The organism is Cupriavidus sp. CuC1, from assembly GCF_044627735.1.
In the GTDB taxonomy this organism is placed as follows: Bacteria; Pseudomonadota; Gammaproteobacteria; order Burkholderiales; family Burkholderiaceae; genus Cupriavidus; species Cupriavidus ulmosensis.
This window is the reverse complement of record NZ_JBIUHC010000049.1, coordinates 38,898-61,871: the sequence shown is the minus strand read 5'-3', so window position 1 is coordinate 61,871 and position 22,974 is coordinate 38,898. Positions and strand designations below refer to the sequence as shown.

The 22,974-nt window shown below is 67.5% G+C and carries 14 protein-coding genes; 7 read left to right on the top strand and 7 right to left on the bottom strand.

What is annotated here, in order from left to right:
- Positions 1–135: 135 nt before the first annotated feature.
- From ACGLHR_RS21520 to otsB, 3 genes are read right to left on the bottom strand one after another with little or no spacing between them, the layout of a single operon-like run.
- Positions 136–1,527: a trehalose-6-phosphate synthase gene (locus ACGLHR_RS21520; RefSeq protein WP_318237995.1), complete on the bottom strand. Its 1,392-nt coding sequence runs from the start codon at positions 1,525–1,527 to the stop codon at positions 136–138.
- A gap of 34 nt (positions 1,528–1,561) precedes the next feature.
- Positions 1,562–3,376, bottom strand: coding sequence for a glycoside hydrolase family 15 protein (locus tag ACGLHR_RS21515; protein WP_400096274.1), 1,815 nt, complete (start codon positions 3,374–3,376; stop codon positions 1,562–1,564).
- Between the two features lie 36 nt (positions 3,377–3,412).
- The gene (otsB, locus tag ACGLHR_RS21510) at positions 3,413–4,198 is read right to left on the bottom strand and encodes a trehalose-phosphatase (RefSeq protein WP_400096273.1); all 786 of its coding nucleotides are present in this window, start codon (positions 4,196–4,198) and stop codon (positions 3,413–3,415) included.
- A 243-nt stretch (positions 4,199–4,441) separates the two neighbouring features.
- On the opposite strand from otsB, the gene ilvA reads away from it, so the two are divergent.
- Together ilvA and queF are read left to right on the top strand one after the other, a co-directional pair.
- Positions 4,442–5,968: a threonine ammonia-lyase, biosynthetic gene (ilvA, locus tag ACGLHR_RS21505; protein ID WP_400096272.1), complete on the top strand. Its 1,527-nt coding sequence runs from the start codon at positions 4,442–4,444 to the stop codon at positions 5,966–5,968.
- A gap of 15 nt (positions 5,969–5,983) precedes the next feature.
- A complete protein-coding gene (gene queF, locus ACGLHR_RS21500; protein WP_400096271.1) occupies positions 5,984–6,817 on the top strand; it encodes an NADPH-dependent 7-cyano-7-deazaguanine reductase QueF in 834 nt (277 codons plus the stop codon).
- Positions 6,818–6,895: 78 nt separating this feature from the next.
- On the opposite strand, the gene ACGLHR_RS21495 is transcribed toward queF, so the two are convergent.
- A complete protein-coding gene (locus tag ACGLHR_RS21495; RefSeq protein ID WP_400096270.1) occupies positions 6,896–8,305 on the bottom strand; it encodes a carbohydrate porin in 1,410 nt (469 codons plus the stop codon).
- Positions 8,306–8,512: 207 nt separating this feature from the next.
- Here ACGLHR_RS21495 and ACGLHR_RS21490 point away from each other — a divergent pair, with 207 nt between their 5' ends.
- Genes ACGLHR_RS21490 through ACGLHR_RS21470 form a run of 5 tightly spaced genes read left to right on the top strand, consistent with a single transcriptional unit; the run spans position 8,513 to position 13,924 of the window.
- Positions 8,513–9,217, top strand: a complete 705-nt coding sequence (locus tag ACGLHR_RS21490; RefSeq protein WP_400096269.1) for a TetR/AcrR family transcriptional regulator — start codon at positions 8,513–8,515, stop codon at positions 9,215–9,217.
- A gap of 27 nt (positions 9,218–9,244) precedes the next feature.
- On the top strand, positions 9,245–10,243 hold the full coding sequence (locus tag ACGLHR_RS21485) for an HlyD family secretion protein (protein WP_400096268.1): 999 nt from the start codon (positions 9,245–9,247) through the stop codon (positions 10,241–10,243).
- Positions 10,240–11,247, top strand: coding sequence for an ATP-binding cassette domain-containing protein (locus ACGLHR_RS21480; RefSeq protein WP_400096267.1), 1,008 nt, complete (start codon positions 10,240–10,242; stop codon positions 11,245–11,247). The genes ACGLHR_RS21485 and ACGLHR_RS21480 overlap by 4 nt, the downstream gene beginning before the upstream one ends.
- On the top strand, positions 11,244–12,422 hold the full coding sequence (locus ACGLHR_RS21475; protein ID WP_400096266.1) for an ABC transporter permease: 1,179 nt from the start codon (positions 11,244–11,246) through the stop codon (positions 12,420–12,422). The genes ACGLHR_RS21480 and ACGLHR_RS21475 overlap by 4 nt, the downstream gene beginning before the upstream one ends.
- A gap of 11 nt (positions 12,423–12,433) precedes the next feature.
- Positions 12,434–13,924 carry an efflux transporter outer membrane subunit gene (locus tag ACGLHR_RS21470; protein ID WP_400096265.1) on the top strand — a complete coding sequence of 497 codons (1,491 nt, stop codon included), beginning with the start codon at positions 12,434–12,436 and terminating at the stop codon, positions 13,922–13,924.
- A gap of 918 nt (positions 13,925–14,842) precedes the next feature.
- Here ACGLHR_RS21470 and ACGLHR_RS21465 read toward each other — a convergent pair.
- The 3 genes from ACGLHR_RS21465 to uvrA all read right to left on the bottom strand — a co-directional run bounded on the left by ACGLHR_RS21465 (position 14,843) and on the right by uvrA (position 22,774).
- Positions 14,843–16,042, bottom strand: a complete 1,200-nt coding sequence (locus tag ACGLHR_RS21465) for a pyridoxal phosphate-dependent aminotransferase (protein WP_400096264.1) — start codon at positions 16,040–16,042, stop codon at positions 14,843–14,845.
- 344 nt (positions 16,043–16,386) lie between these two features.
- On the bottom strand, positions 16,387–16,707 hold the full coding sequence (locus ACGLHR_RS21460) for a hypothetical protein (RefSeq protein ID WP_400096263.1): 321 nt from the start codon (positions 16,705–16,707) through the stop codon (positions 16,387–16,389).
- A 175-nt stretch (positions 16,708–16,882) separates the two neighbouring features.
- The gene (gene uvrA / locus ACGLHR_RS21455; RefSeq protein WP_400096262.1) at positions 16,883–22,774 is read right to left on the bottom strand and encodes an excinuclease ABC subunit UvrA; all 5,892 of its coding nucleotides are present in this window, start codon (positions 22,772–22,774) and stop codon (positions 16,883–16,885) included.
- Positions 22,775–22,974 lie beyond the last annotated feature (200 nt).

Genomic DNA, 22,974 nt, shown 5'->3' with positions numbered 1-22,974 from the left:
TGCCTACTTTTTTGGCAAGACAAAAAAGTAGGTCGCCGCCCCGCAGGGGTGGTGAAACTGCAGTTGACTTTGACCTTCCGCAGTTGAAGCTGATTTTGCAGTTGCAGTTGCAGTTGCAGCTAAAACCCCTCCCCCCTAACCCCCATCCGTCTCCGCCAAAGTCCTCAAATACTCCCGCCTCCACCAATGCACATCCTGCGCCCGTATCCGCTCCAACAGCTTCTGATGCCGAGACTGCCGCTCAGCCAAAGGCATATGCAAAGCCTGCTGAATCGCCTGCGCAGTAGCATTGATATCGTAAGGATTCACCAACAGCGCCTCCCGCAACTGCTCGGCAGCGCCAGCAAACCGCGATAGCACCAAGACCCCAGGATCATCCGGATCCTGCGCAGCCACAAACTCCTTGGCAACCAGGTTCATCCCATCGCGGAGCGGCGTAACCAGCGCCACGCGGCAGGCCCGGCACAGCCCGGGCAAGCGGCGCCGCGCCGTGGTGCGATGGATGTAGCGCACCGGCATCCAGTCCAGCTCGCCATACTCGCCATTGATCGCCCCCGACAACCCTTCCAGCTCGCGCCGCAGATCCGCATAGGCATCCACCGTTTCGCGCGATGGCGCGGCTATCTGGATCAGCGTGGCGCTGCGGCGGTTCTCGGGATACTGCGCCATCAGCGTCCTGACCGCCTTGAGCCGCTGCGGCAGCCCCTTGGAGTAGTCGAGCCGGTCGATGCCAAGCAGCAGACGGCGGGTCGAATACTGGCCGCGCATCATCTCGTACGTCTCGCGCGATTCCTCGCACTGGCCCAGCGCGGCGAATTCGTCGACGTCGATGCCGATCGGGAACGCTTGCGCGCGCACGGTGCGGTGGAAGGCGCGGAAGCGATACTCGCCCATGGGCTCGGCCTGCGCTTCGCTTTGCACGTAGCGCGAGAAATGCTCGAGGTCGAGCTGGCTCTGGAAGCCGACCAGGTCATAGGCGAACAGCGCCCGCATCAGCCATTCGTGCTGCGGGATGGCGGCAAGGATCAGCGGCGGGGGCAGCGGGATATGCAGGAAAAAGCCCATGCGCTGGCCACAGCCCATGGCGCGCAGCTCCGAAGCAAGCGGGATCAGGTGGTAGTCGTGGATCCAGATCACATCATCCGGGCGCAGCAGCGGCGCGAGCTTGCGCGCAAAGAGCTGGTTGACGCGGCGATAGATGTTGAGATAGCCGGAGTCGAAATCCGCCAGGTCGATGCGATAGTGGAACACCGGCCACAGCACGCCGTTGCTGTAGCCCTGGTAGTACGCGTCGTGGTCCTCGCGGCACAGGTCGACCGTGGCCAGCGTGACATTGCCGGCTTGCTGGATATGCAGCTCACCCTCGCCCGGCGTGCCGCCCTGCGCGGCTTCCACGATCTTGCCGCTCCAGCCAAACCACATGCCGCCGGTAGCCTTGAGCGCTTCGCCCAGTGCCACGGCGAGGCCGCCCGCGGCGACGTTGCGCGGATCGGCGACGCGGTTGGATACCGCTACTAGTCTGCCCATACATTCCTTTGCGCTAGCCTTGCCCCGCGCGCCTTCAAATCACGGAATCCCACGGCGCGGACAGGCGCACGGCGCCATTGATCAGGCCCACCATCGAGTAGGTCTGCGGAAAATTGCCCCACATCTCACCGGTCACGGGGTGCGTATCCTCGGACAGCAGCCCGAGCGGGTTGCGCGCCGCCAGCATGGCCTCGAAGATCTCGCGCGCTTCCTGGGCGCGCCCGACGCGGGCCAGCGCGTCGATGCGCCAGAAGGTGCAGATATTGAATGCCGTCTCGGGCTTGCCGAAATCGTCGGGCGCCTCGTAGCGGCGCATGTACGGCCCGTCGCACAGCGAGGCTTCCATCGCCTTGAGCGTGGACATGAAGCGCTCGTCGCGCGGCGCGATAAAGCCGACCTCGGCCATCAGCAGCACGCTGGCATCGAGCTCGCGCCCACCGAAGCTCTCGGCGAACGCCTGGCGCTCCTCGCTCCAGGACTCGCGCACGATGCGCTCCTTCATGACGTCGGCATGCTGGCGCCAGTAGGCCGCGCGATCGGGCAGCCGCAGCGCATCGCCGATCTTGGCGAGGCGGTCGCAGGCGGCCCAGCTCATCAGTGCGGATGAGGTATGCACCCGGGCGCGGGTACGCAGCTCCCACATGCCCGCATCGGGCGTGCCGAACACGCGTACCGCCTGCTCGCCCACGGTTTCCAGCACGTGGTACTCGGCCGCCCCGCCCCGGTGCAACAGGCGATGGTCGTGGAAAGCCTGGGCCGCGCCCAGCACCACGTTGCCGTAGACATCATGCTGGAAGTGCTCCTGCGCCTGGTTGCCCACGCGCACCGGGCCCATGCCGCGGTAGCCCGACAAGTGATCGAGCACGCTCTCCGGCAATTCGAGCTCAAGCCCGATGCCGTACAACGGCTGGATATGGCCGTTCTTGGATTGCATCACCACGTTGGACAACCAGCGCAGGTAGTCCTCCATGGTGCCGACCTCGGCCAAGCTGTTGAGCGCGCGGATCACGAAAAACGCGTCGCGCAGCCAGCAGAAGCGGTAATCCCAGTTGCGCCCGCTGCCGGGCGCCTCGGGAATGCTGGTGGTCATGGCCGCGACGATGGCGCCCGTCTCTTCATAGAGCGATAGCTTGAGCGTGATGGCGGCGCGGATCACCGCATCCTGCCACTCGCGCGGGACCGCGAGGCGGCGGCTCCACATCTTCCAGTAAGCGGTGGTCTCCTGCTCGAAGTCGCGCGCGGTTTCCTCCACGCCACCCTGCAGGGTTTCGTCGGGCCCGAGGATGAAGTTGAGGTCGCGCGTGAGCAGGAAAGGCGTGCGCGACAGCACATAGGTGAGCGGCGCGTCGGTGGTCATGCGCAGCGTGGTGCCGTCGCCGATATAGCGCACATGGCTGCTGCCGCGCGTGATCTCGGGCTTGATGCGCCCCCAGTCGAAACGCGGCGCCACCGTCACGCGCACCCGCGGCGCGCCCTGTATCGGCCGGATGCGGCGGATCAGCGAGGTGGGGCGGAAGTAACGTCCGAGGCGGAAAAAACGCGGCGCGAAATCGGTGATCTCAAGGGAGTTGCCATGCTGGTCGGTCAGCCGGGTCCGCAGCACGGCCGTATTGGGCTCGTACCATTGGTGCGCTTCCTGGAAGTCCTCGATCTCGATGGCAAAGTGGCCAGCGTTCTCGCCCGGATCGAGCAAGGCATTGAAGACCGGGTCGCCGTCAAAGCGCGGCAGGCAGCACCACACAATGCGGCCGCGCCCGTCGACCAGCGCGGAGATCGCGCAGTTGCCGATCATGCCCAGCGATAGCGAAGGGTCGGCGTAGCGGCCGGCACCTCCGGCACGCGCCGAAATACCCTCGGTGGATGGGTTGCTCACAGCGAATCCCCCTCAAGACGTCGTTGTGGATGTAGCTCCGGAAATCTGCGTGCCCTGCGCGGCGGCCATGACTTCGAGCGCCTTGGCGGAGCGATGCAGCCAGCAGCGCAGCGCGGCCGGGCCGGCCACGCTGACAGTGGCGGCGCTGGGCCGCTCGCCAACCAGCACGCCGACGCCGCCGAGGCGCCGCACCACGGCAAAGCCAGCCTCGTCGGTAATATCGTCGCCGGCAAACAGCGGCGTGCGCCGCGCAAATGGCGGGCCGCGCATAAAGGTATCGATGGCGCCGCCCTTGTCGATGCCCGCCGGCTTGAGCTCCACCACCATCTTGCCGTGCAGGACCTCGATACCGGGCACGCCGCTCGCCAGCTCGGCCGCGAAGTCGCGCACCATGCCTTCAAGATGGGGAACGGCGCGGTAGTGCACCGCGACCGCGACCGACTTGCGCTCGAGCTGCAAGCCCGGATGCGCGCCGACCAGGAATTCGAGCGGCGGGAGCAGCAAGGGCACGCCCGGGTCGGGCTGGCGCAGCCGGTGGCCGCCCGCGTCGCGCAGCTCCGCGCCGTGCACGCCGGCGCACGGCAGTTGCAGCGGTTGCAGGAAATGATCCAGCTCGGCGATCGGCCGGCCGGAAACCAGGGCTACCGCGCCACCCAGATGCAAATGCAGGGCGCGCAGCGTCCCCACCAGTTCCGGTTCGACCTGCACGAGGTCAGGACGCGGCGCAAGGTCGGCCAGCGTACCGTCGAAATCCAGGAACAGCGCGGTGTTCGGTTCGATAAGAGGTAGGGGAGGCATTGCGTTACACCGTATCACGAGTGTTCCGGCACCGTCCACCGGGCTTCGTCCTACAAGGTGCGCAAGCGCCCCTTCGGCGCGCCACGACGGTGCCTGCGCCGCTGCGGTGCGCAGCGCGCGCCAGCGCCCGAAGGTGCACTTGCCTGCCCTTCGCAGCCGCTTGCGCAGGGGTGCAGTCATCGACGCACCCCGCCATCCTTTATCATTAGCGGTTTCCGCCAATCCCCGCCCCGGCTGTCCACGATGACCCGCAAACCCGATTACCTGAGAAAGATCCTGACCGCCAAAGTGTACGACGTGGCCCAGGAGACCGATCTCACCTACGCAACCCTGCTCTCCGCGCGCACCGGCAACAAGGTGTGGTTCAAGCGCGAGGACACCCAGCCGGTGTTCTCGTTCAAGCTGCGCGGCGCGTACAACAAGATGGCCTCGCTGTCGCCGGAGGAGCTCAAACGTGGCGTGATCGCCGCCTCGGCCGGCAATCATGCGCAGGGCGTGGCGCTATCGGCTGCGCGGCTCAAGTGCAAGGCGCTGATCGCGATGCCGGTCACCACCCCGCAGGTGAAGATCGACGCGGTGCGCGAGCGCGGCGGCGAGTGGGTGGAAATCGTGCTGCACGGCGACTCGTACAGCGACGCCTACAACCACGCCGCGGAGCTGGAGAAAAAGCACAAGCTGACCTTCATCCACCCCTTCGACGATCCCGAAGTCATCGCCGGCCAGGGCACCATCGCCATGGAAATCCTGCGCCAGCACCCGGGCCCGCTGCACGCGGTGTTCGTGGCGATCGGCGGTGGCGGCCTGATCTCCGGCATTGCGGCCTACATCAAGGCCGTGCGCCCGGAGATCAAGGTGATTGGCGTGCAGACCGTGGACTCCGACGCGATGAAGCGCTCGGTGGACGCGGGCAAGCGCGTGGAACTCAAGGAAGTGGGCCTGTTCTCGGACGGCACCGCCGTGAAGCTGGTCGGCAAGGAAACCTTTCGCATCACGCGCGAGCTGGTCGACGAGATCATCCTGGTGGACACCGACGCCATCTGCGCCGGCGTCAAGGACGTGTTCCAGGACACCCGCAGCATCCTGGAGCCGGCAGGCGCCATGGCCGTGGCCGGCCTGAAGCTCTACGCCGAGCGCGAGAAGCTCAAGGGCCAGCACCTGGTAGCCATTGCCTGCGGCGCCAACATGAACTTCGACCGCCTGCGCTTTGTCGCCGAGCGCGCCGAGGTGGGCGAGGCGCGCGAGGCGATCTTCGCGGTCAGCATCCCCGAGGAACGCGGCAGCTTCAAGCGCTTCTGCGAGCAGCTCGGCACGCGCAACGTGACCGAGTTCAACTACCGCATCGCCGACAACAGCATGGCGCACATCTTCGTGGGCGTGCAGATCGCGAGCCGCGCGGATAACGAGAAGATAGCCGCCGGTTTCCGCCGCCACGGCTTCGATACGCTGGACCTGTCCAACGATGAGCTGGCCAAGCAGCATATCCGCTACATGGTCGGCGGCCATTCGGCGCTGGCGCATGATGAGCTGCTGTACCGCTTCGAGTTCCCGGAGCGTCCGGGCGCGCTGATGCGCTTCCTGTCGAGCATGAGCCCGAACTGGAATATCAGCCTGTTCCACTACCGCAACCAAGGCGGCGACACCTCCAACATCCTGGTTGGCATCCAGGTGCCCAAGAACGAGAAGCGCGCCTTCCGCGCCTTCCTCGCCACGCTGGGCTATGTACACTGGGAAGAGACCGAGAACCCCGTGTACAAGCTGTTCTTGTCCTGATCATCCGAGGCAACCATGAGCCTTCCCGAACATTCGCCGCTAGGCAAACCTTCGGCCTACAAGACCGAGTACGACCCCACCCTGCTGTTCCCGATCCCGCGCCAGCCCAAGCGCACCGAGATCGGGCTGGCGGAAGGCCGCGCCCTGCCGTTTTTCGGCGTGGACATCTGGAACGCCTACGAGCTATCGTGGCTGAACATGAAGGGCAAGCCGCAGGTCGCGCTGGCCAGCTTCATCATTCCGGCCGACACGCCGAACATCGTCGAGTCCAAGTCGTTCAAGCTGTACCTGAATTCGTTCAACCAGAGCAAGATCGCCTCGCCCGAAGCCTTGCAGCAACTGCTGCACCACGACCTGTCCGAAGCCACCGGCGGCACGGTGCAGGTGCGGCTGGTGACCGAGGCCGATCTCGGCACGCAGAAGATGGGCGAGCTGGACGGCGTGCAGCTGGACCGGCTCGACATCGAGACCGACATCTACGAGCCCGCGCCGCACTTGCTGCATGCCGCCCAGGACGAATCGCCGGTGGAAGAAACGCTGGTCTCGCACCTGCTCAAGTCCAACTGCCTGGTGACCGGCCAGCCCGACTGGGGCAGCCTGCAGATCCGCTACGTGGGTGCGCCGATCAACCAGGAAGGGCTGCTCAAGTATTTGATCTCGTTCCGCAACCATAACGAGTTCCACGAGCAATGCGTGGAGCGCATCTTCACCGACGTGATGCGGGAGTGCAAGCCGGTGAAGCTGGCGGTTTATGCGCGCTACACGCGGCGCGGTGGGCTGGATATCAATCCGTTCCGCACCAACTTCAACACGCCGTGGCCGGACAACCGGCGCAACGCGCGGCAGTGAGCAACGCGAAGGCGTGAAGCAAATAAAAACCCCGGCACGCACGCCGGGGTTTTTATTTGCGCAAAGATCCCGGCCTGCTCAAAACTCAGCATGGAAGCGCACGCCATAGAACTTCGCCGGCCCGCGATCGCGGTTGTAGCCGGGATTGCGGATGTACTGGAAGTCCGGGCTGATGCTCAGGTACTTGACCGGCTGGAAGCTATAGAACAGCTCAACGATCTGCTCAGGCCCATACCGCAACGCGCCATCGCCAAGAAAAGCGCCCTGCCCGCCGGCAGCCAGGTAAGCCTGGTGCCGCGCCCCCAACATATTCACCGACACCGCCAACCCCACCACATCGCGCGGGCGGCCCCAGGCAGTGCCATTGAGCACGCCGCCGGCGGCGACCTGGCGGCCGATTTCCGTAAAGGCGTAGGTCTCGGTCTTGTCGTCCGACATATTGGCGCGCGCGAACACACCGAGTGAATCGTTGACCCGCTGCATCAGCGCCAAGCCCGCGCCGAGCTTGGCGTGCTCCTCGCGCACATTGGCCACGTCCGGTGCGGCGCCGGTGGCGGCGCCGAGCTGCAGCGCATCGCTGAACGCGCCCATGCGCGCCTTGTTGCGCCAGAGCATCAGGCGCGCCACGCCGGGCTGGCCGGCCAGCTTGTAGCGCTTCTCGAATTCGAGAATGTCGCCATAGTGCTGGAACATCCGCGTATCGAGCTCCAGCCCGTTGGATTCCAGCGGCTGCAGGAAGCGGCCAAGCCGCACCGACCACATGTCGCCGATGTATTCCAGCGCCATGCCCCAGTTGTAGCCGCGCGCATCGGCCGGGTAGTCGAAGGAGCCGTGCGCCATGAAAGACCAGTTCATGAACTGGGTGCGCGGGTCGGAGCCGTACTCGTTCTGGTCGAACACGTCGAGCACGCCGAAGTTGCCGGCGGTCAGCACCACGCGGCGCTTGTCGACGCTGCCGGCCAGCTGGTTGAAATCGGCGTCCACTTGTTCGCTGCCGCCGCCCAGTCCCCAGGTCTGGCGGATAAACGCGCGCGCCCGGTAGAACACCGGGTTGGTGCTCGATACCTTGGCCAGCTCGCCGTTGGTCGGCCCGCCCAGGCCGTGCAGCTCGGAGAACGGTACACCCTGGGTCACTTCCGGGTTGAAGTGAAACTCCGCGCCGCGCCACAGGCGCAAGCCAAGATCGAGCGTGGTGCTGAACGAGTAGCTCTTGGCGCGATCCGCCGTCAGGCTGTTGGCGCCGGAGTAGGCCGAGCCGAAGGACGGCTTGCGCTGCCAGATATAGGTGGTCTGGCCGTGGAAGGCATAGTCCTCAGGGGCCTCGGCCTGCACCGGTGCGTCGCTGCTTGCCCTGGCCTGTTCCTGCGCCAGGGCGGGCATGGCCGCCATACCGGCAAGGCCGGCCAGCGACAAGGCCACACCCGCAAGGCGAGTGGCAAAAAACAGGCGTGGCCGCACTGGGGCGGCTGGGAAGCGACAAAGCAGCATGAAAAGTCCGGGGAACGGCAGCGGGCGCAATAGGGGTCAAGCCCGGCTGACGGGCGGACGAAGCATAGCCAAGCCTTTATGACATGTCTACCTTGTATTGCTGCGATGCAACATGATTCAAAGGCGGGTGGCCACAACATTACGTTGTAATCGGCCTTGAATTAATTAATTCATAAATTAATATTATTTGCAGATTCAGGAGCCGCCATGCCGCCTGCTGCCGACCACCCGCCCCCAAGCCGACGCCCGGGCCGGCCCGCCGCCGGGGATGCGGGCAGCGCTGGCCAGCGCGAGCAGTTGCTCGACGCCGCCACCGAACTGTTCGCCCAGCGTGGCGTTGCCGCCACAGCGATCAAGACCATTGCCAGCCATGCGGGCGTCACGCCGGCGCTGGTGCACTACTACTTCCGCGACCGCGACCAGTTGCTCGATGCCGTGATCGACGAGCGCCTGCAGCCCCTGGTCGAGCTGGTATTCGCGCCGGCCGCCGCCGACAGCGCGGACCCGGCCGCCATGCTGGTGGGCATTGCCGGGCGGCTGATCCGCACCGCCGCCGCCACGCCCTGGTTTCCCGGGCTGTGGATCCGGGAGATCGTCGGCGCCAACGGGCAGTTGCACCAGCGCGTGCTGCAGAAGATCGCGCTGCAGCGCGCCGGCCTGGTGCTCGGCCCGCTGGCGGCGGCGCGCGCGCGCGGCGAGATCAACGCCAGCCTGGAGCCGGCGCTGCTGATGGTGTCGCTGATCGGCCTGACGCTGCTGCCGCTGGCCACCACCCATATCTGGCGCCGCCTGCCCGGCGCCGGCGCCATCGACAGCGAGGCACTGGTGCGCCACGTGAGCGCGCTGCTGGCGCACGGCCTGGGCGTACCGCCGGTACTGCAGCCCGGGTCGGCCGCGCCGCCGTCTGCCTGAATCCAGCCTGCCCGCCACGGAGCCCGCATGCCTCGCCACGCTCAGCCTGATTCACCCCGCCCCGACCCGATCCTGGGTACAGGTTGGCCGTCGGCCGCCCTGATCGGCGTGGCGCTGCTATCCGCCTGTGGCGAGCCGGCGCCCACCTCCTGGCAAGGCTATGTCGAGGGCGAGTTCGTCAGCGTGGCCTCGCCCTTTGCTGGCCGGCTGGACCAGATCTCCGTCCAGCGCGGGGAGCAGGTGGCAAGTGGCGCGCCGCTGTTCGCGCTGGAGGCCGACGACGAGCGCGCCGCCCGGCAACAAGCGGCAGAACAAGTGCGCGCGGCCGAGTCCCAGCTGGCCGACCTGCAAACCGGCAAGCGCGTGCCGGAAATCGACGTGAGCCGCGCGCAGCTGGCGCAGGCCCAAGCCGCCGCCGCGCGCAGCGCCGCGCAACGCCAGCGCGATGAAGCCCAGTACGCCATCGGCGGAATCGCGCTGGCACAGCTGGAAGACAGCCGCGCCACCGCCGCCTCCGATGCCGCCCGCGTGCGCGAGCTGCAGCGCGATATCGACGTGGCCCGGCTGCCGGGACGCACCGCGCAGCAAGCGGCCCAGCAGGCCCAGGTGGCCGCCGCGCGCGCCGCGCTGGCGCAGGCCGAGTGGAAGCTGTCGCGCAAGACCGTGGGCGCGACCCAGGCGGGCCTGGTCTACGACACGCCCTTCCGCCTCGGTGACTGGGTGCCCGCGGGCAGCCCGGTGGTGCGGCTGCTGCCGCCGGGCAACGTCAAGGTGCGTTTCTACGTGCCGGAAACCGTGCTCGGCGCGTTCAAGAACGGCGAGTCCGTGCGCGTGCGCTGCGATGGTTGCGCCGCGCCCATTGCCGCCACGGTCACCTACATCTCCAGCCAGGCCGAGTACACGCCGCCGGTGATCTACAGCAATGAAACGCGCCGCAAGCTGGTGTTCCTGGTGGAGGCACGGCCCGCGGCGGCGGACGCGCCGAAGCTGCACCCGGGCCAGCCGGTCGAGGTGGCAAGGCCATGAACGCAACCGTTGCTCCCCAGGACGGCGTGCCTGCCGATGCCAGCGCCCCGGTCATCGACGTGCATGACATCAACAAGCACTACGGCGACAAGCACGTCGTCAACAACCTGACGATGCAAGTCGCGCGCGGCGAGATCTTCGGCTTCCTCGGCCCCAACGGCAGCGGCAAGACCACCTCCATCCGCATGATGTGCGGGCTGCTCACGCCGGACTCCGGCACCGGCACCTGCCTGGGCTACGACATCCTGCGCGAGACCGCCGAGATCAAGCGGCGCGTGGGCTATATGACGCAGAAGTTCTCCTATTGGGACGATCTGTCCATCCGCGAGAACCTGGATTTCGTGGCGCGCGTGTACGGCATGCCGAGGCGCCGCGAGGTGGTGGACCGGGCGCTCGAGGACCTGGGCCTGGCCAGCCGCGCGCAGCAACTGGCCGGCGCGCTCTCGGGCGGCTGGAAGCAGCGCCTGGCGCTGGCCGCCTGCCTGCTGCACGAGCCGGAGCTGCTGCTGCTCGACGAGCCCACCGCCGGGGTCGACCCGAAGGCGCGCCGCGATTTCTGGGAGCAACTGCACCAGCTCGCCGCGCGCGGCATCTCGGTGCTGGTCAGCACGCACTACATGGATGAAGCCGAGCGTTGCCACAAGCTCGCCTATATCGCCTACGGCAAGCTGCTGGCGCAGGGCACCGCGAGCGAAGTGGTGGCCAGCCAGCAGCTCGTCACCTGGAGCGTGCAGGGCGAGCAGCTCTTCGCGCTGTCGGATCAGCTAAGGGGCGCACCGGGTGTGGAGCAGACCGTGGTGTTCGGCAGCGCGCTGCACGTCACCGGGCACGATGCGCCCGCACTGGAAGCCACGTTGCGCCGCATCACCGGCCCGCAGCACCGGATCGAGCCGATCGAGACCAGCCTGGAGGACGTCTTCATCCACATGATGAGCGGCGCTGAGGACAATATGCGCGCCGGCAAGCAAAGACAGAAGCAGGACGGCAAGGAGGCCCGAGCATGACGCGCGACGCAGGCGCACCTGCCAAGGCCACCAACGGCGCGCGTCTCCCGCTCTCCCTGCAGCGCTGGTGGAGCATCGTGCTCAAGGAGTTCCTGCAGCTGCGCCGGGACCGCGTCACCTTCGGCATGATCGTTGGCCTGCCCATCGTGCAGCTGATGCTGTTCGGCTTCGCCATCAACACCGATCCGCGCCACCTCACCACCGCGGTCATCGCCGCGGACCAGAGCGAGTTCACCCGCTCCTTCGTGGCCGGCATGCAGGCGACCACCTACTTCAACGTGATCGGCACCCTGCCCGACGAAGCCGCCGGGCGCGAAGCGCTGATGAAGGGCGAGGTGCAGTTCGTGCTCACCATCCCGCCCGACTTCACCAGCCGGCTGCTGCGCGGCGAGCGCCCCGCGCTGCTGGTCGAGGCCGATGCCACCGACCCGTCCGCCACCGGCTCGGCCATCGCCGCGCTGGCGCAGCTGCCAGTCTCGGTCGCGGACAAGGACCTGCAGGGCGCGCTGGCGCACCTGGCGGGCGGCAAGCCGCCGTTCGACGTGCAGGTGCAGCGCCTCTACAATCCGGAGGGGCTCACGCAGTACAACATCGTTCCCGGGCTGATGGGCGTGATCCTGACCATGACGATGGTCATGATGACGGGCCTGGCGATGACGCGCGAACGCGAGCGCGGCACCATGGAAAACCTGCTTGCCACGCCGGTCCGGCCGCTGGAGGTGATCAGCGGCAAGATCGTCCCCTACATCTTCATCGGCCTGATCCAGGCCACCATCATCCTGCTGGCCGCGCGCTGGGTCTTCGACGTGCCCTTCGTCGGCTCGGTGGTGGCGGTCTACCTGGCGGCGCTGCTGTTTATCGCCGCCAACCTGACGGTGGGCATCACGCTGTCGTCGCTTGCGCAAAACCAGTTGCAGGCGGTGCAGCTGACGTTCTTCTACTTCCTGCCGAACCTGCTGCTGTCGGGCTTCATGTTCCCGTTCCAGGGCATGCCCCGCTGGGCGCAGGCGATCGGCAACGTGCTGCCGATGACCTACTTCAACCGCCTGATCCGCGGCATCCTGCTCAAGGGCAACAGCTGGGCTGAGCTTTGGCCGAACGTGTGGCCGATGGCGCTGTTCACGGTAATCGTCATGACCATCGCAGTGCGCTTTTATCGCCGCACGCTGGATTGAGGGAGCCTGCCATGCAAGCCTCGCCACACGGCAAGCCCACATCCCACACGGTCCTCGCCGCACTGGCGGCCGCCATGCTTTCGGCCTGCGCAGTGGGCCCGGACTTCACCGAGCCGGCCACGCCCGCCGCGCCGTCCTATACCGCCGGCACGCAGCCCACCCGTACCAGCGCCGCCGACGTGCCGCACGGCCAGGCGCAAACGCTGGAGAGCGGCGCCGACGTGCCGGCGCAATGGTGGGCGCTGTTCCGCAGCCCGGCGCTGGACCGCACCATCCGCGCGGCGCTGGATGCAAGCCCAACGCTGGCGCAGGCACAGGCCCGCATCGAACAGGCGCGCCAGGAGCTGGTGGCCACCACCGGCGCGCGCCTGCTCCCGCGCGTGGACGCCAAGCTGAACACCACGCGCCAGCAGGTCGACTTCAACTCGCTCGGCATCACCGCCTTCCCCAGCCCCGGGCCGTTCACGCTGTACGGCGCCAGCGTGGAAATCTCCTACACGCTCGACCTGTTCGGCGGCCAGCGCCGCGAGCTGGAAGGCCTGCGCGCAGCGGTGGACTACCAACGCTTCGAGCTGGAGGCCGCGCGCCTGACGCTGGCTGGCAACGTGGCCACGGCCGCCATCCGCGAGGCCGGCTTGCGCGCGCAGATTGCCGACACCGAGGCCATCGTGGCGGCGCAGCAGCGCCAGCTCGCCATCACCGAGCAGCGCTTGCGCGCCGGCGGCGTGGCGCAGGTGGACGCACAGCGCCAGCGCAATGAACTGGCGCAGAGCCAGGCCTTGCTGCCGGGCCTGGCGCAGCAGCTTGCGGCCACGCGGCATCAGCTTGCCGTGTACCTGGGACAGGCGCCCGCCAGCGCCGAGCTGCCCGAATTCCGCCTGGAAGATCTCACGCTGCCCACCACGCTTCCGGTGAGCCTGCCCTCCGCCATGGCGCGGCGGCGCCCGGATATCCGCGCGGCCGAAGCGCTCCTGCACCAGGCATCAGCCAATATCGGCGTCGCCACCGCGCAGCTCTACCCGCAGCTCACGCTGTCCGGCAGCGCCGGCACGCAGGCGCTGTCCGCGCGCAATTTGTTTGACAGCCTCAACGTGTGGTCGCTGGCCGCGGGGCTGGTGCAGCCGGTGTTCCGCGGCGGCGAACTGGTGGCGCGCAAGCGTGCCGCCGAGGCTGCCTACGAGCAATCGCTGGCGGCGTACCAGCAAGCGGTGCTGCAGGGCCTGCGCGAAGTCGCGGATTCACTGCGGGCGCTGGAAGCCGATGCCAACACCTTGCAGGCGCGCGCCGACAGCGCGAAGCAGGCGGCCGCCACGCTGTCCGTCGTGTCCGGCCAGTACCGTCTCGGCGGCGTCAGCCAGCTTGCGGTGCTCGATGCCGAGCGGCAGTACCGGCAGGCTGCTCTCGCACTGTCGCAGGCTACCGCCAGCCGATTTACGGATTCCGCGGCGTTGCTGCAGGCGCTGGGGGGTGGATGGTGGCAGGTGGACGCAGCAGCCCGCTGACGCGGGGGGGGGGTCTCTTGAGGGTGGGATTTTATTGCTTCTAGCTGCTGTCGCGGCTGTACGGTGTTGCCGTTTTGGAACATGTGGGATGGTGGGGTTTTCACGCCACTAGCCCCGCTGACGCGGGAATCTCGTTTGTGGGCGGGATTTTGATGCTTCTAGCTGCTGGCGCGGCTGTACGGGGTTGGCCGATTTAGAACGTGTGAGATGTCACTTCTCTTTACTCGTAAAGAGAAGTGACCAAGAGAAAGCGATCCTTGCAGGAGGCTGGCTTGTCGGGGTTGCGTAGCCCGGTGGTTTCGTCGTCAGGCCCTGGGTTCTAATGGCCTCATGCCGTTACCGGTTTGAATGGCCACGATCCAGCGGAACACGCTGGTTTCGTGGTGAGGCTGCTCGGTAGCAGCATCCCTGCCCATTCGCCCATCTGCCGGTACCGGATCGGAGCATCACGATATATCACGCCGTGATGGTTTCGTGGTGGGGTGGGCGCGGTGGTGAATCCCTCAAAACTATTCCGGCGGTGCCACCGCGCCCACGACGAAAACGGGACGCTTGCAACTTCGTGGCCGCCCGCGCCGCGAGCGACAGACGGCATGAAACAAGTGGTGGTGGCTACCGGTGGGGGCCACCACGAATCCCCGGGCATTGGCAGCGTCGTGGTGGTCTAAACTGGTAACGGCACGAGTCGGTTAGCACCCGGGGCCGTACGACGAAACCATTGGGGTTCCCAATGACGCCACGCCAGCCTCCTGCAAGGATCGCTTTCTTTTGGTTACTTTTCTTTACGAGTAAAGAAAAGTGACATCTCACACGTTCTATTTAAAACGGCCAACCCCGCACAGCCGCGACAGCAGCTAGAAGCCTCAAAACCCCGCCCACACAAGAGACACCCCCCGCGTCAAGCGGGACTACAAAGCATCAAACTCCCAACCCTCCCCTCAACCTCCTGACCCCCTCCTCCAACCTCCCCAAATCACACGCATAACACCACCTGACAAACCCCTCCCCCTCCTCCCCAAATGCACTCCCGGGCGCCAGCCCGATCCGCGCCTCGCGCACCAGCCGCTTGCAAAGCGCGAGGCTGTCGCCGGCACCGGCCAGCCGGAAGAACACATACATCGCCCCGTCCGGCGCATGCACATCCACGCCCGGCAGCTCGGATAGCGCCCCCACTAGGTGATCGCGCGCGGCGCGCAGCCGCCCTACCAGTTCGCGCGTAAAGGCTTCGCCCTCTCGCACCGCCACGATGCCGGCCTCCTGCACGAAGGAAGGCGCGCAGGACGTGTTGTACTCGATCAGCTTGCCGAGATCGTCGGTCAGTGCCGCGGGCAACACCATCCAGCCCAGCCGCCAGCCGGTCATCAGCCAGGCCTTGGAGAAGGAGTTCACGCAGATCACGCGCTCGTCGCGGCTGGCGATGTCGAGGAAGGACGGGGCGACGGCGGCTTCGCCGCCGCCGTCGCCGTAGTACAGCCGTTCATAGACCTCGTCGGCAATGATCCAGATGCCATGGCGGCGGCAATGCGCCAGCACGGCTTGCTGCTCCGCGCGGGACATCACCCAGCCGGTGGGATTGTTGGGCGAGTTGATCATCAGCAGCCGCGTGTCCGGCGTGAGCGCGGCCAGCAGCTTGTCGAGGTCCAGGGTCCAGCCGTGCGCACCGTAATCGAGCGAGACGGTCTCCACCTCGGCGCCAAGGATCTTGGGGATCTCCACCAGGTTGGGCCACAGCGGCGTGACGGCCACCGCGCGGTCACCGGGCCCGGCCACCAGCTGCGCGGCCAGCATCAACGCGTTGACGCCGGCACTGGTTACCACCACGTTGTCCAGAGCGGTTGCGCCGTGCAGTGCGCTGACGTAGCCGGCCAGCGCGCTGCGCAGCGGGGCAATGCCAAGGTTATGCGTGTAGAAGGTGGCGCCGCCGGCCAAGGCGCGGCTGGCGGCGTCGCGGATAAAGGCGGGCGTGACCTGGTCGGACTCACCGAACCAGAAGGGCAGCACGTCGGGCAGGCCGATGCCGGCATTGGCCACCTCGCGGATGCGCGATGCGCGCAGGTGATGGACGGTGGCGCGGGCTACGGCCGGGGCGGACGCAAAGCCGGACTGGCTGGTGGACATCTGAGCTCCTTGCGGTGTAAGGGTCGGACTGCGGGTCGGACTGCGGAATCCATAGAGCGTACCGCAAAGGCACTCCCGCCGGTATGCCCGGAAGCATGGCGGCCGCCCGTGCTGCACTGCGCCGCGGAAATTTCTGCCTTGCGGCATGACAGGCCTCAGGGTTGCAGAAACCGCGCAAGCCGTGCGTGCGGATGACCTGCTGGATGTGCTGGAAGCGCGCGACGCCGAAGGCCGTACCGCGTTGCTCGAAGCCATCCTGCTCTCCGATGGCGCAACGCCGCGGCTACCAGTCCGTCAGTGCTTTGCTGCGCGCCGCGGGCGCGCGTTGAGGCAACCCCGGGTTGCTAACGCCCGGGACCGGCGGAATCGTCCTGCTGCGGCCAGCCGGGTTTCATCCGCAGGCCAAAGCTGCTGCGCGGCTGCACGTCGCGCTCGGGGCGCAGTGCGTATTGGTCGTGGTTGACCTGGGACGACGTGGTGGCTTGCTGGGCAGCCCGGGACGTTGGCGTCGGCGCGGAGGCCGCACGCTTGCCCGCCTTGGCAGGCGCGCGTGCGCCGCTGGCGTCCGATGCGCCAGCGGCCGCCGCCGGCACGGACGTGCTGGCCAGGGCGAGCCATAGCGCCGTCACGATGGAGAGGAGGGAGAAAAGGGGTTTTGCTGTCACGCTGTCATGCGGCGGCTACGCATGGCCCGCCCGGCCGCCACCTCTACGGCGCACGGCTGGACCGGCGGCGGCCGCCAGTTGCTGAATCCGTCATTGTGTCAGCTACCGGGGCCGCCAGGTGAAAACGGCCTGCAGCCTCGCCTTCCGGGAGGGTGGCGAGGCTGCCGCGGCGGCTTTACTGCGCCGCCGCGAGGCGGCGCCTGCCGCCGTTGCCACTCTCGGCCGCCTCCTTGCCCTGCTCCTTGCCGCGCGCCAGCACCGGTGCCAGCGCCGCGCCGGTGTGGCTGGCCCGCACGCGCACCAGCCCCTCGGGATCCGTCGCGGCCACGATGCCGCCGCCCGCCACGCCGCCTTCCGGGCCCAGGTCGAGGATCCAGTCGGCCTCGGCGATCACATCGAGGTCGTGCTCGATCACCACCACGCTGTGCCCGCCATCGGCCAGCCGGTGCAGCACGCGGATCAGCTTGGCCACGTCGGCCATGTGCAGGCCCACGGTAGGCTCATCCAGCACGTACAGCGTGTGCGGCGCCTGCTGCCCACGGCGGGTGATGTCGTCCCGCACCTTGGACAGCTCGGTCACCAGCTTGATGCGCTGCGCCTCGCCGCCGGACAGCGTGGGCGAGGGCTGGCCCAGCGTCAGGTAGCCCAGGCCCACGTCCTTCATCAGCTGCAGCGGGTGCGCGATATTGGACATGGCGGAGAAGAACTCCACCGCCTCGTCGATCTCCATCGTCAGCACGTCGCCGATATTCTTGCCGCGCCAGGTGACCGCCAGCGTTTCCGGGTTGAAGCGCTGGCCGTGGCAGACATCGCAATGCACCTTCACGTCCGGCAGGAAGCTCATGCCGATGGTGCGCACGCCCTGCCCCTCGCAGGCCGGGCAGCGCCCGTCGCCGGTGTTGAAGGAAAAGCGCGAGGCGGAATAGCCGCGCGCCTTGGCCTCCAGCGTCTGCGCGAACAGCTTGCGGATGGTGTCCCACACGCCGATATACGTGGCCGGGCAGGAGCGCGGCGTCTTGCCGATCGGGGTCTGGTCGACCTCCAGCACGCGGTCGATGCTTTCATAGCCGGTGATGGACTCGCAGCCCTGCCAGTTGTGCGTGACCTCCAGCTTGCGGCGCGGCTCGGCGCGCGCGGTGGCTTGCGAGCGCGCGGGCGCTTCGCTGCCGGCGGCCTTGCGCGCGCGGCGCGTGGCCGGCGAGGACATCACCGAGCGGCCCACCGCGTCGAGCAGGTTGGCCATCAGCACGTCGCGCGCCAGCGTGGACTTGCCAGAGCCGCTGACGCCCGTGATGGCGACCAGCCGCGCCAGCGGAATGCTGGCGGTGACGTTGCGCAGGTTGTGCTTCGTGGCGTTATGCACGGTCAGCCAGCGCTCGGGCACAGCCTCGCTGTTCTTGCCCTCCGGCTTGACCACGCGGCGCGGCTGCAGCGGATGCAGGATGGGTTGCGCAAGGAACTGGCCGGTGAGCGAATCGGGGCTGGCCGACAATGCCGCCACGCCGCCCTGCGCCACCAGCGTGCCGCCGCGCTTGCCGGCGCCGGGCCCGATGTCGATGATGTGGTCGGCGCGGCGGATGGTGTCTTCATCGTGCTCCACCACCACCAGCGTGTTGCCCTTCTCGCCGAGCTTGCGCAGGGCGTCGAGCAGGATCTGGTTGTCGCGCGGATGCAGGCCGATGGTGGGCTCGTCCAGCACATAGCACACGCCCTGCAGGTTGCTGCCGAGCTGCGCGGCCAGGCGGATGCGCTGCGCCTCGCCGCCGGACAGGCTGGGCGCGGCGCGGTCCAGGCTCAGGTAGCCCAGGCCGACTTCCTCAAGGAACTGCAGGCGGCTGCGGATCTCGCTCACCACGTCGCGCGCGATCTCGCCTTCACGGCCGGCCAGGTGCAGGCCCTGCACCCAGCGGTGCGTGTCGGACACCGTCCACTGCGCCACTTCCACGATGGGGTGCGCATCAAAGGTGACCGCGCGCGCCACCGGGTTCAGCCGTGTGCCGCCGCAGTCCGTGCACGGCGTATCGGCCACGTCATCGGGCTCTTGCTGCTCCGAGGGCAGGGTCTGCTCGCGCCCGCGGTTGTCGTCGGCCATCACGGTATCGTCGTAGACGGCGCGCTGCTCACGGGTGAGGGTCAGGCCGGTGCCCACGCAGCTGGTGCACCAGCCGTGCTTGCTGTTGTAGGAGAACAGGCGCGGATCCAGTTCCGGATAGCTGGTGCTGCACACCGGGCAGGCGCGCTTGGTCGAGAACACGGTGGTGCTGCCGACGCGGGCGGTGCCGCCGTTGCCCATCGCATGCTGCAGGCCATCGAGCGGGGCCAGCAGGTGCATCACGCCCTTGCCGGCTTCCAGTGCCTGCCCGAGCATCGCGCGCAATGCGGCTTCGTTGTCCGCCGATACGTTGATGTCGCCGACCGGCAACTCGATGGTGTGCTCGTGGAAACGGTCCAGGCGCGGCCACGGGTCCACCGGCAGGAATTCGCCGTCCACGCGCAGGTGCGTGTTGCCGCGCGCCTTGGCCCATTTGGCCAGGTCCGTGTAGACGCCCTTGCGGTTGACCACCAGCGGCGCCAACAGGCCCACATGCTGGCCCTTGTAGTCGCGCAGCAACTGCGCGGCGATCGACTCCGGGCTTTGCGAAGTGACCGGCGTGCCGTCATGGATGCAGTGCTGGATGCCCAGCTTCACATACATCAGCCGCAGGAAGTGCCAGACCTCGGAGGTGGTCGCCACCGTGCTCTTGCGGCCGCCGCGCGACAGGCGCTGCTCGATGGCCACCGTGGGCGGAATGCCATACACCGCATCCACCTCCGGGCGCCCGGCGGGCTGCACGATGGAGCGCGCGTAGGCATTGAGGGATTCGAGATAGCGGCGCTGCCCTTCGTGGAACAGGATGTCGAACGCCAGCGTGGACTTGCCCGAGCCGGACACGCCGGTGATGACGTTGAACTTGCCATGCGGAATATCGACGTTGAGCGCCTTCAGGTTGTGCTCGTGCGCGTTGACGATGCGCACCACGTCCTCGCCCTCGATGGCGCGGCGCGCGCGGGCGGCGCGCAAGGCGGCCTGCAGCGGCACGCCCGCATCTTCCGCGACAAAGGCGTGGCCCACGGCGCGGTCGTACTGCAGCAGGGCCTTGCCGGTATGCGAGTGCGCACAGCGCTTGACATCTTCCGGCGTGCCCACGCACAGCACTTCACCGCCGGCGTCGCCGCCTTCGGGGCCCAGGTCGATGATCCAGTCGGCAGCGCGCACCACGTCGAGGTTGTGCTCGATCACGATCAGCGAATGGCCGCCATCCAGCAGCTTGCCGAAGGCGCGCATCAGCTTGGCGATATCGTCGAAGTGCAGCCCCGTGGTGGGCTCGTCGAACATGAACAGCTTGCATTCGTACGGCATCGGCTTGACGCGTACATTGCTCGCCTGCGCGGTCTCGGCGAGGTAGCCGGCCAGCTTCAGCCGCTGCGCTTCGCCGCCGGACAGTGTCGGCACCGGCTGGCCCAGCTTCACATATTCCAGGCCCACGTCGACGATCGGCTGCAGCACCCGCAGCACGGCCGCGTCGCCAGCAAAATGCGCCACGGCCTCGCTCACTGTCAGCTCAAGCACATCGGCCACGCTGAGCGCGCGCGGCGGCTGGCCCGGCAGTGCGCGCTCGATCTTCACCTCAAGGATTTCCGCGCGGTAGCGCCGGCCATCGCAATCCGGGCAGCGCAGGTAGACGTCGGAGAGGAACTGCATCTCGACGTGCTCGAAGCCCGAGCCGCCGCAGGTGGGGCAGCGCCCGTCGCCCGAGTTGAAGCTGAACATGCCCGCGGTATAGCTACGCTGCAGCGCCATGGGCGCCTTGGCGAACAGCTTGCGGATCTCGTCGAAGGCGCCTACGTAGCTGGCAGGGTTGGAGCGCGCGGTCTTGCCGATGGGCGACTGATCGACGAAGACCACATCCGCCACCTGTTCCGCGCCGGTCAGGCTACGGAAGGCGCCGGGCGCATCCGTGGACTTGCCGAACTGGCGCGCCATGGCGGGATACAGCACGTCCTGCAGCAAGGTGGACTTGCCCGAGCCGGAGACGCCGGTCACGCACACCAGGCGCTGCAGCGGGATCTCCACCGTGACCTCTCGCAGGTTGTGCTCGGTCGCGCCTTCCAGCACGATGCGCGGCGTGTTGGCCTCCACCGCGCGCGGTTGCCAGCGAGAGAGATCGGTCACCTGGCGGTGCCCGGCAAGGTACTCGCCGGTGAGCGTGCCTGAGCTACGGATATCGGCAGGCGTGCCGTCGAAGATGATGTTGCCGCCGCGCTCGCCCGGGCCGGGGCCCATGTCGATGAGCCGGTCAGCCGCGAGCATCACCGAAGGGTCGTGCTCGACCACCACCAGCGTGTTGCCGGCATCGCGCAGGCGATGCATGGCTTCGACGATGCGGTTCAGGTCGCGCGGGTGCAGGCCGATGCTGGGCTCGTCGAGCACGAACAGCGTCTTCACCAGCGAGGTACCCAACGCCGTGGTCAGGTTGATGCGCTGCACCTCCCCGCCGGACAGCGTGCGGCTCTGGCGGTCCAGCGTGAGGTAGCCCAGGCCCACGTCGCACAGGTATTTCAGGCGCGTGCGCACTTCGGCCAGCAGCAGCTTGAGCGCGTCGTCGAGCATCAGGCTCGGCAGCGTGAGGTCGTCGAAGAACTTGCGGATGCGCTCGATGGGCATCAGCATCAGGTCGTGCACGGTGAGGCCCGGCAGCGCCTCGAGTTGAGTGCGGTCCCAATCGACACCGCGCGGCAGGAAACGCTTCCCGGGCGCACACACGGCGTCCGCACCCGGCTTGCTGCCCAGGCGCCACAACAGCGCCTCGGTCTTCAGCCGCGCGCCGCCGCAGGTCTCGCACGGCGTATAGCTGCGGTACTTGGACAGCAGCACGCGGATGTGCATCTTGTACGCCTTTGACTCCAGGTAGTCGAAGAAGCGCTTGACGCCGTACCAGTGCGTATTCCACTTGCCGTTCCAGTCCGGCGAGCCGTCGATGACCCAGGCGCGCTCGGCCGGGGTGAGGCTGGACCACGCCACGTCGCGCGGGATGCCCGCCTTGGCGGCGTAGCGCATCAGGTCGTCCTGGCATTCCTTCCAGGCCGGCGTCTGCATCGGCTTGATGGCGCCGCCGCGCAGCGTCTTGCGCTCGTCCGGGATCACCAGGCCAAGGTCGACGCCGATCACGCGGCCGAAGCCGCGGCAGGTCTCGCAGGCGCCGTAGGCGGAGTTGAACGAGAACAGCGCGGGCTGCGGATCGGCATAGCGGATATCGCTCTCAGGGCTGTGCAGGCCGGTGGAGAAGCGCCACACCTGCGGTTCCGCGGCTTCGTCCGTCGTATTGAGCACGTAGACGTTGACCCGGCCGCTGCCGCGCTTGAGCGAGGCCTCGATGGCTTCCACAGCCCGCACCTTCTCTGTATTGCCCAGGCGGAAGCGATCGGCCACCACGTCGAGCACCTTGCGCGGCCCGGTGGGCGACGCCACCACGCGCTGCGCCTGCACCCGCGTGTAGCCGCTGACCGACAGCCACTGCTCGATCTCGGCCTCGGTGGTGGATTCCGGCAGTTCCACCGGGAAGGTGACCACCAGGCGCGGATCGCCGTCCGCGGCACGTGCCTGCAGCTCCGCGTAGATGGTCTCCGGCGAGTCATGCCGCACGGGCTGCGCGGTCTGGCGATCGAACAGTTCGGCGGCGCGCGCGTACAGCAGCTTCAGGTGATCGTTGAGTTCCGTCATCGTGCCGACCGTGGAGCGCGAGCTGCGCACCGGGTTGGTCTGGTCGATGGCGATGGCCGGCGGCACGCCGTCCACCCGGTCCACCTGCGGCCGGTCCATGCGGTCCAGGAACTGGCGCGCGTAGGCGCTGAAGGTCTCGACATAGCGCCGCTGCCCTTCGGCGTAGAGCGTATCGAACACCAGGCTCGACTTGCCCGAGCCCGACGGCCCGGTCACCACGGTCATTTCGCCAGTGTGCAGGTCGAGGTCGAGATTCTTGAGATTGTGCTGACGGGCTCCGCGGATACGGATGACACCGGATGACATGGGATGCGTCCTTTTTGGCTTGCGAGTGGCTAGCTGGTTGCTTGCGTGCGGCGTGCGACTTGCGGGGCGGGCGGGCTGGGCACAGGGCGCCGGGAGCGCGGTGAAAAGCCGCCGCAAATCGCGGTATGGATACGGTCAGGCCGCTATCCTATCCCGAAGGACGGCAGCGTGCCGCGCGACGAAGTGTGGCGCTGACATCT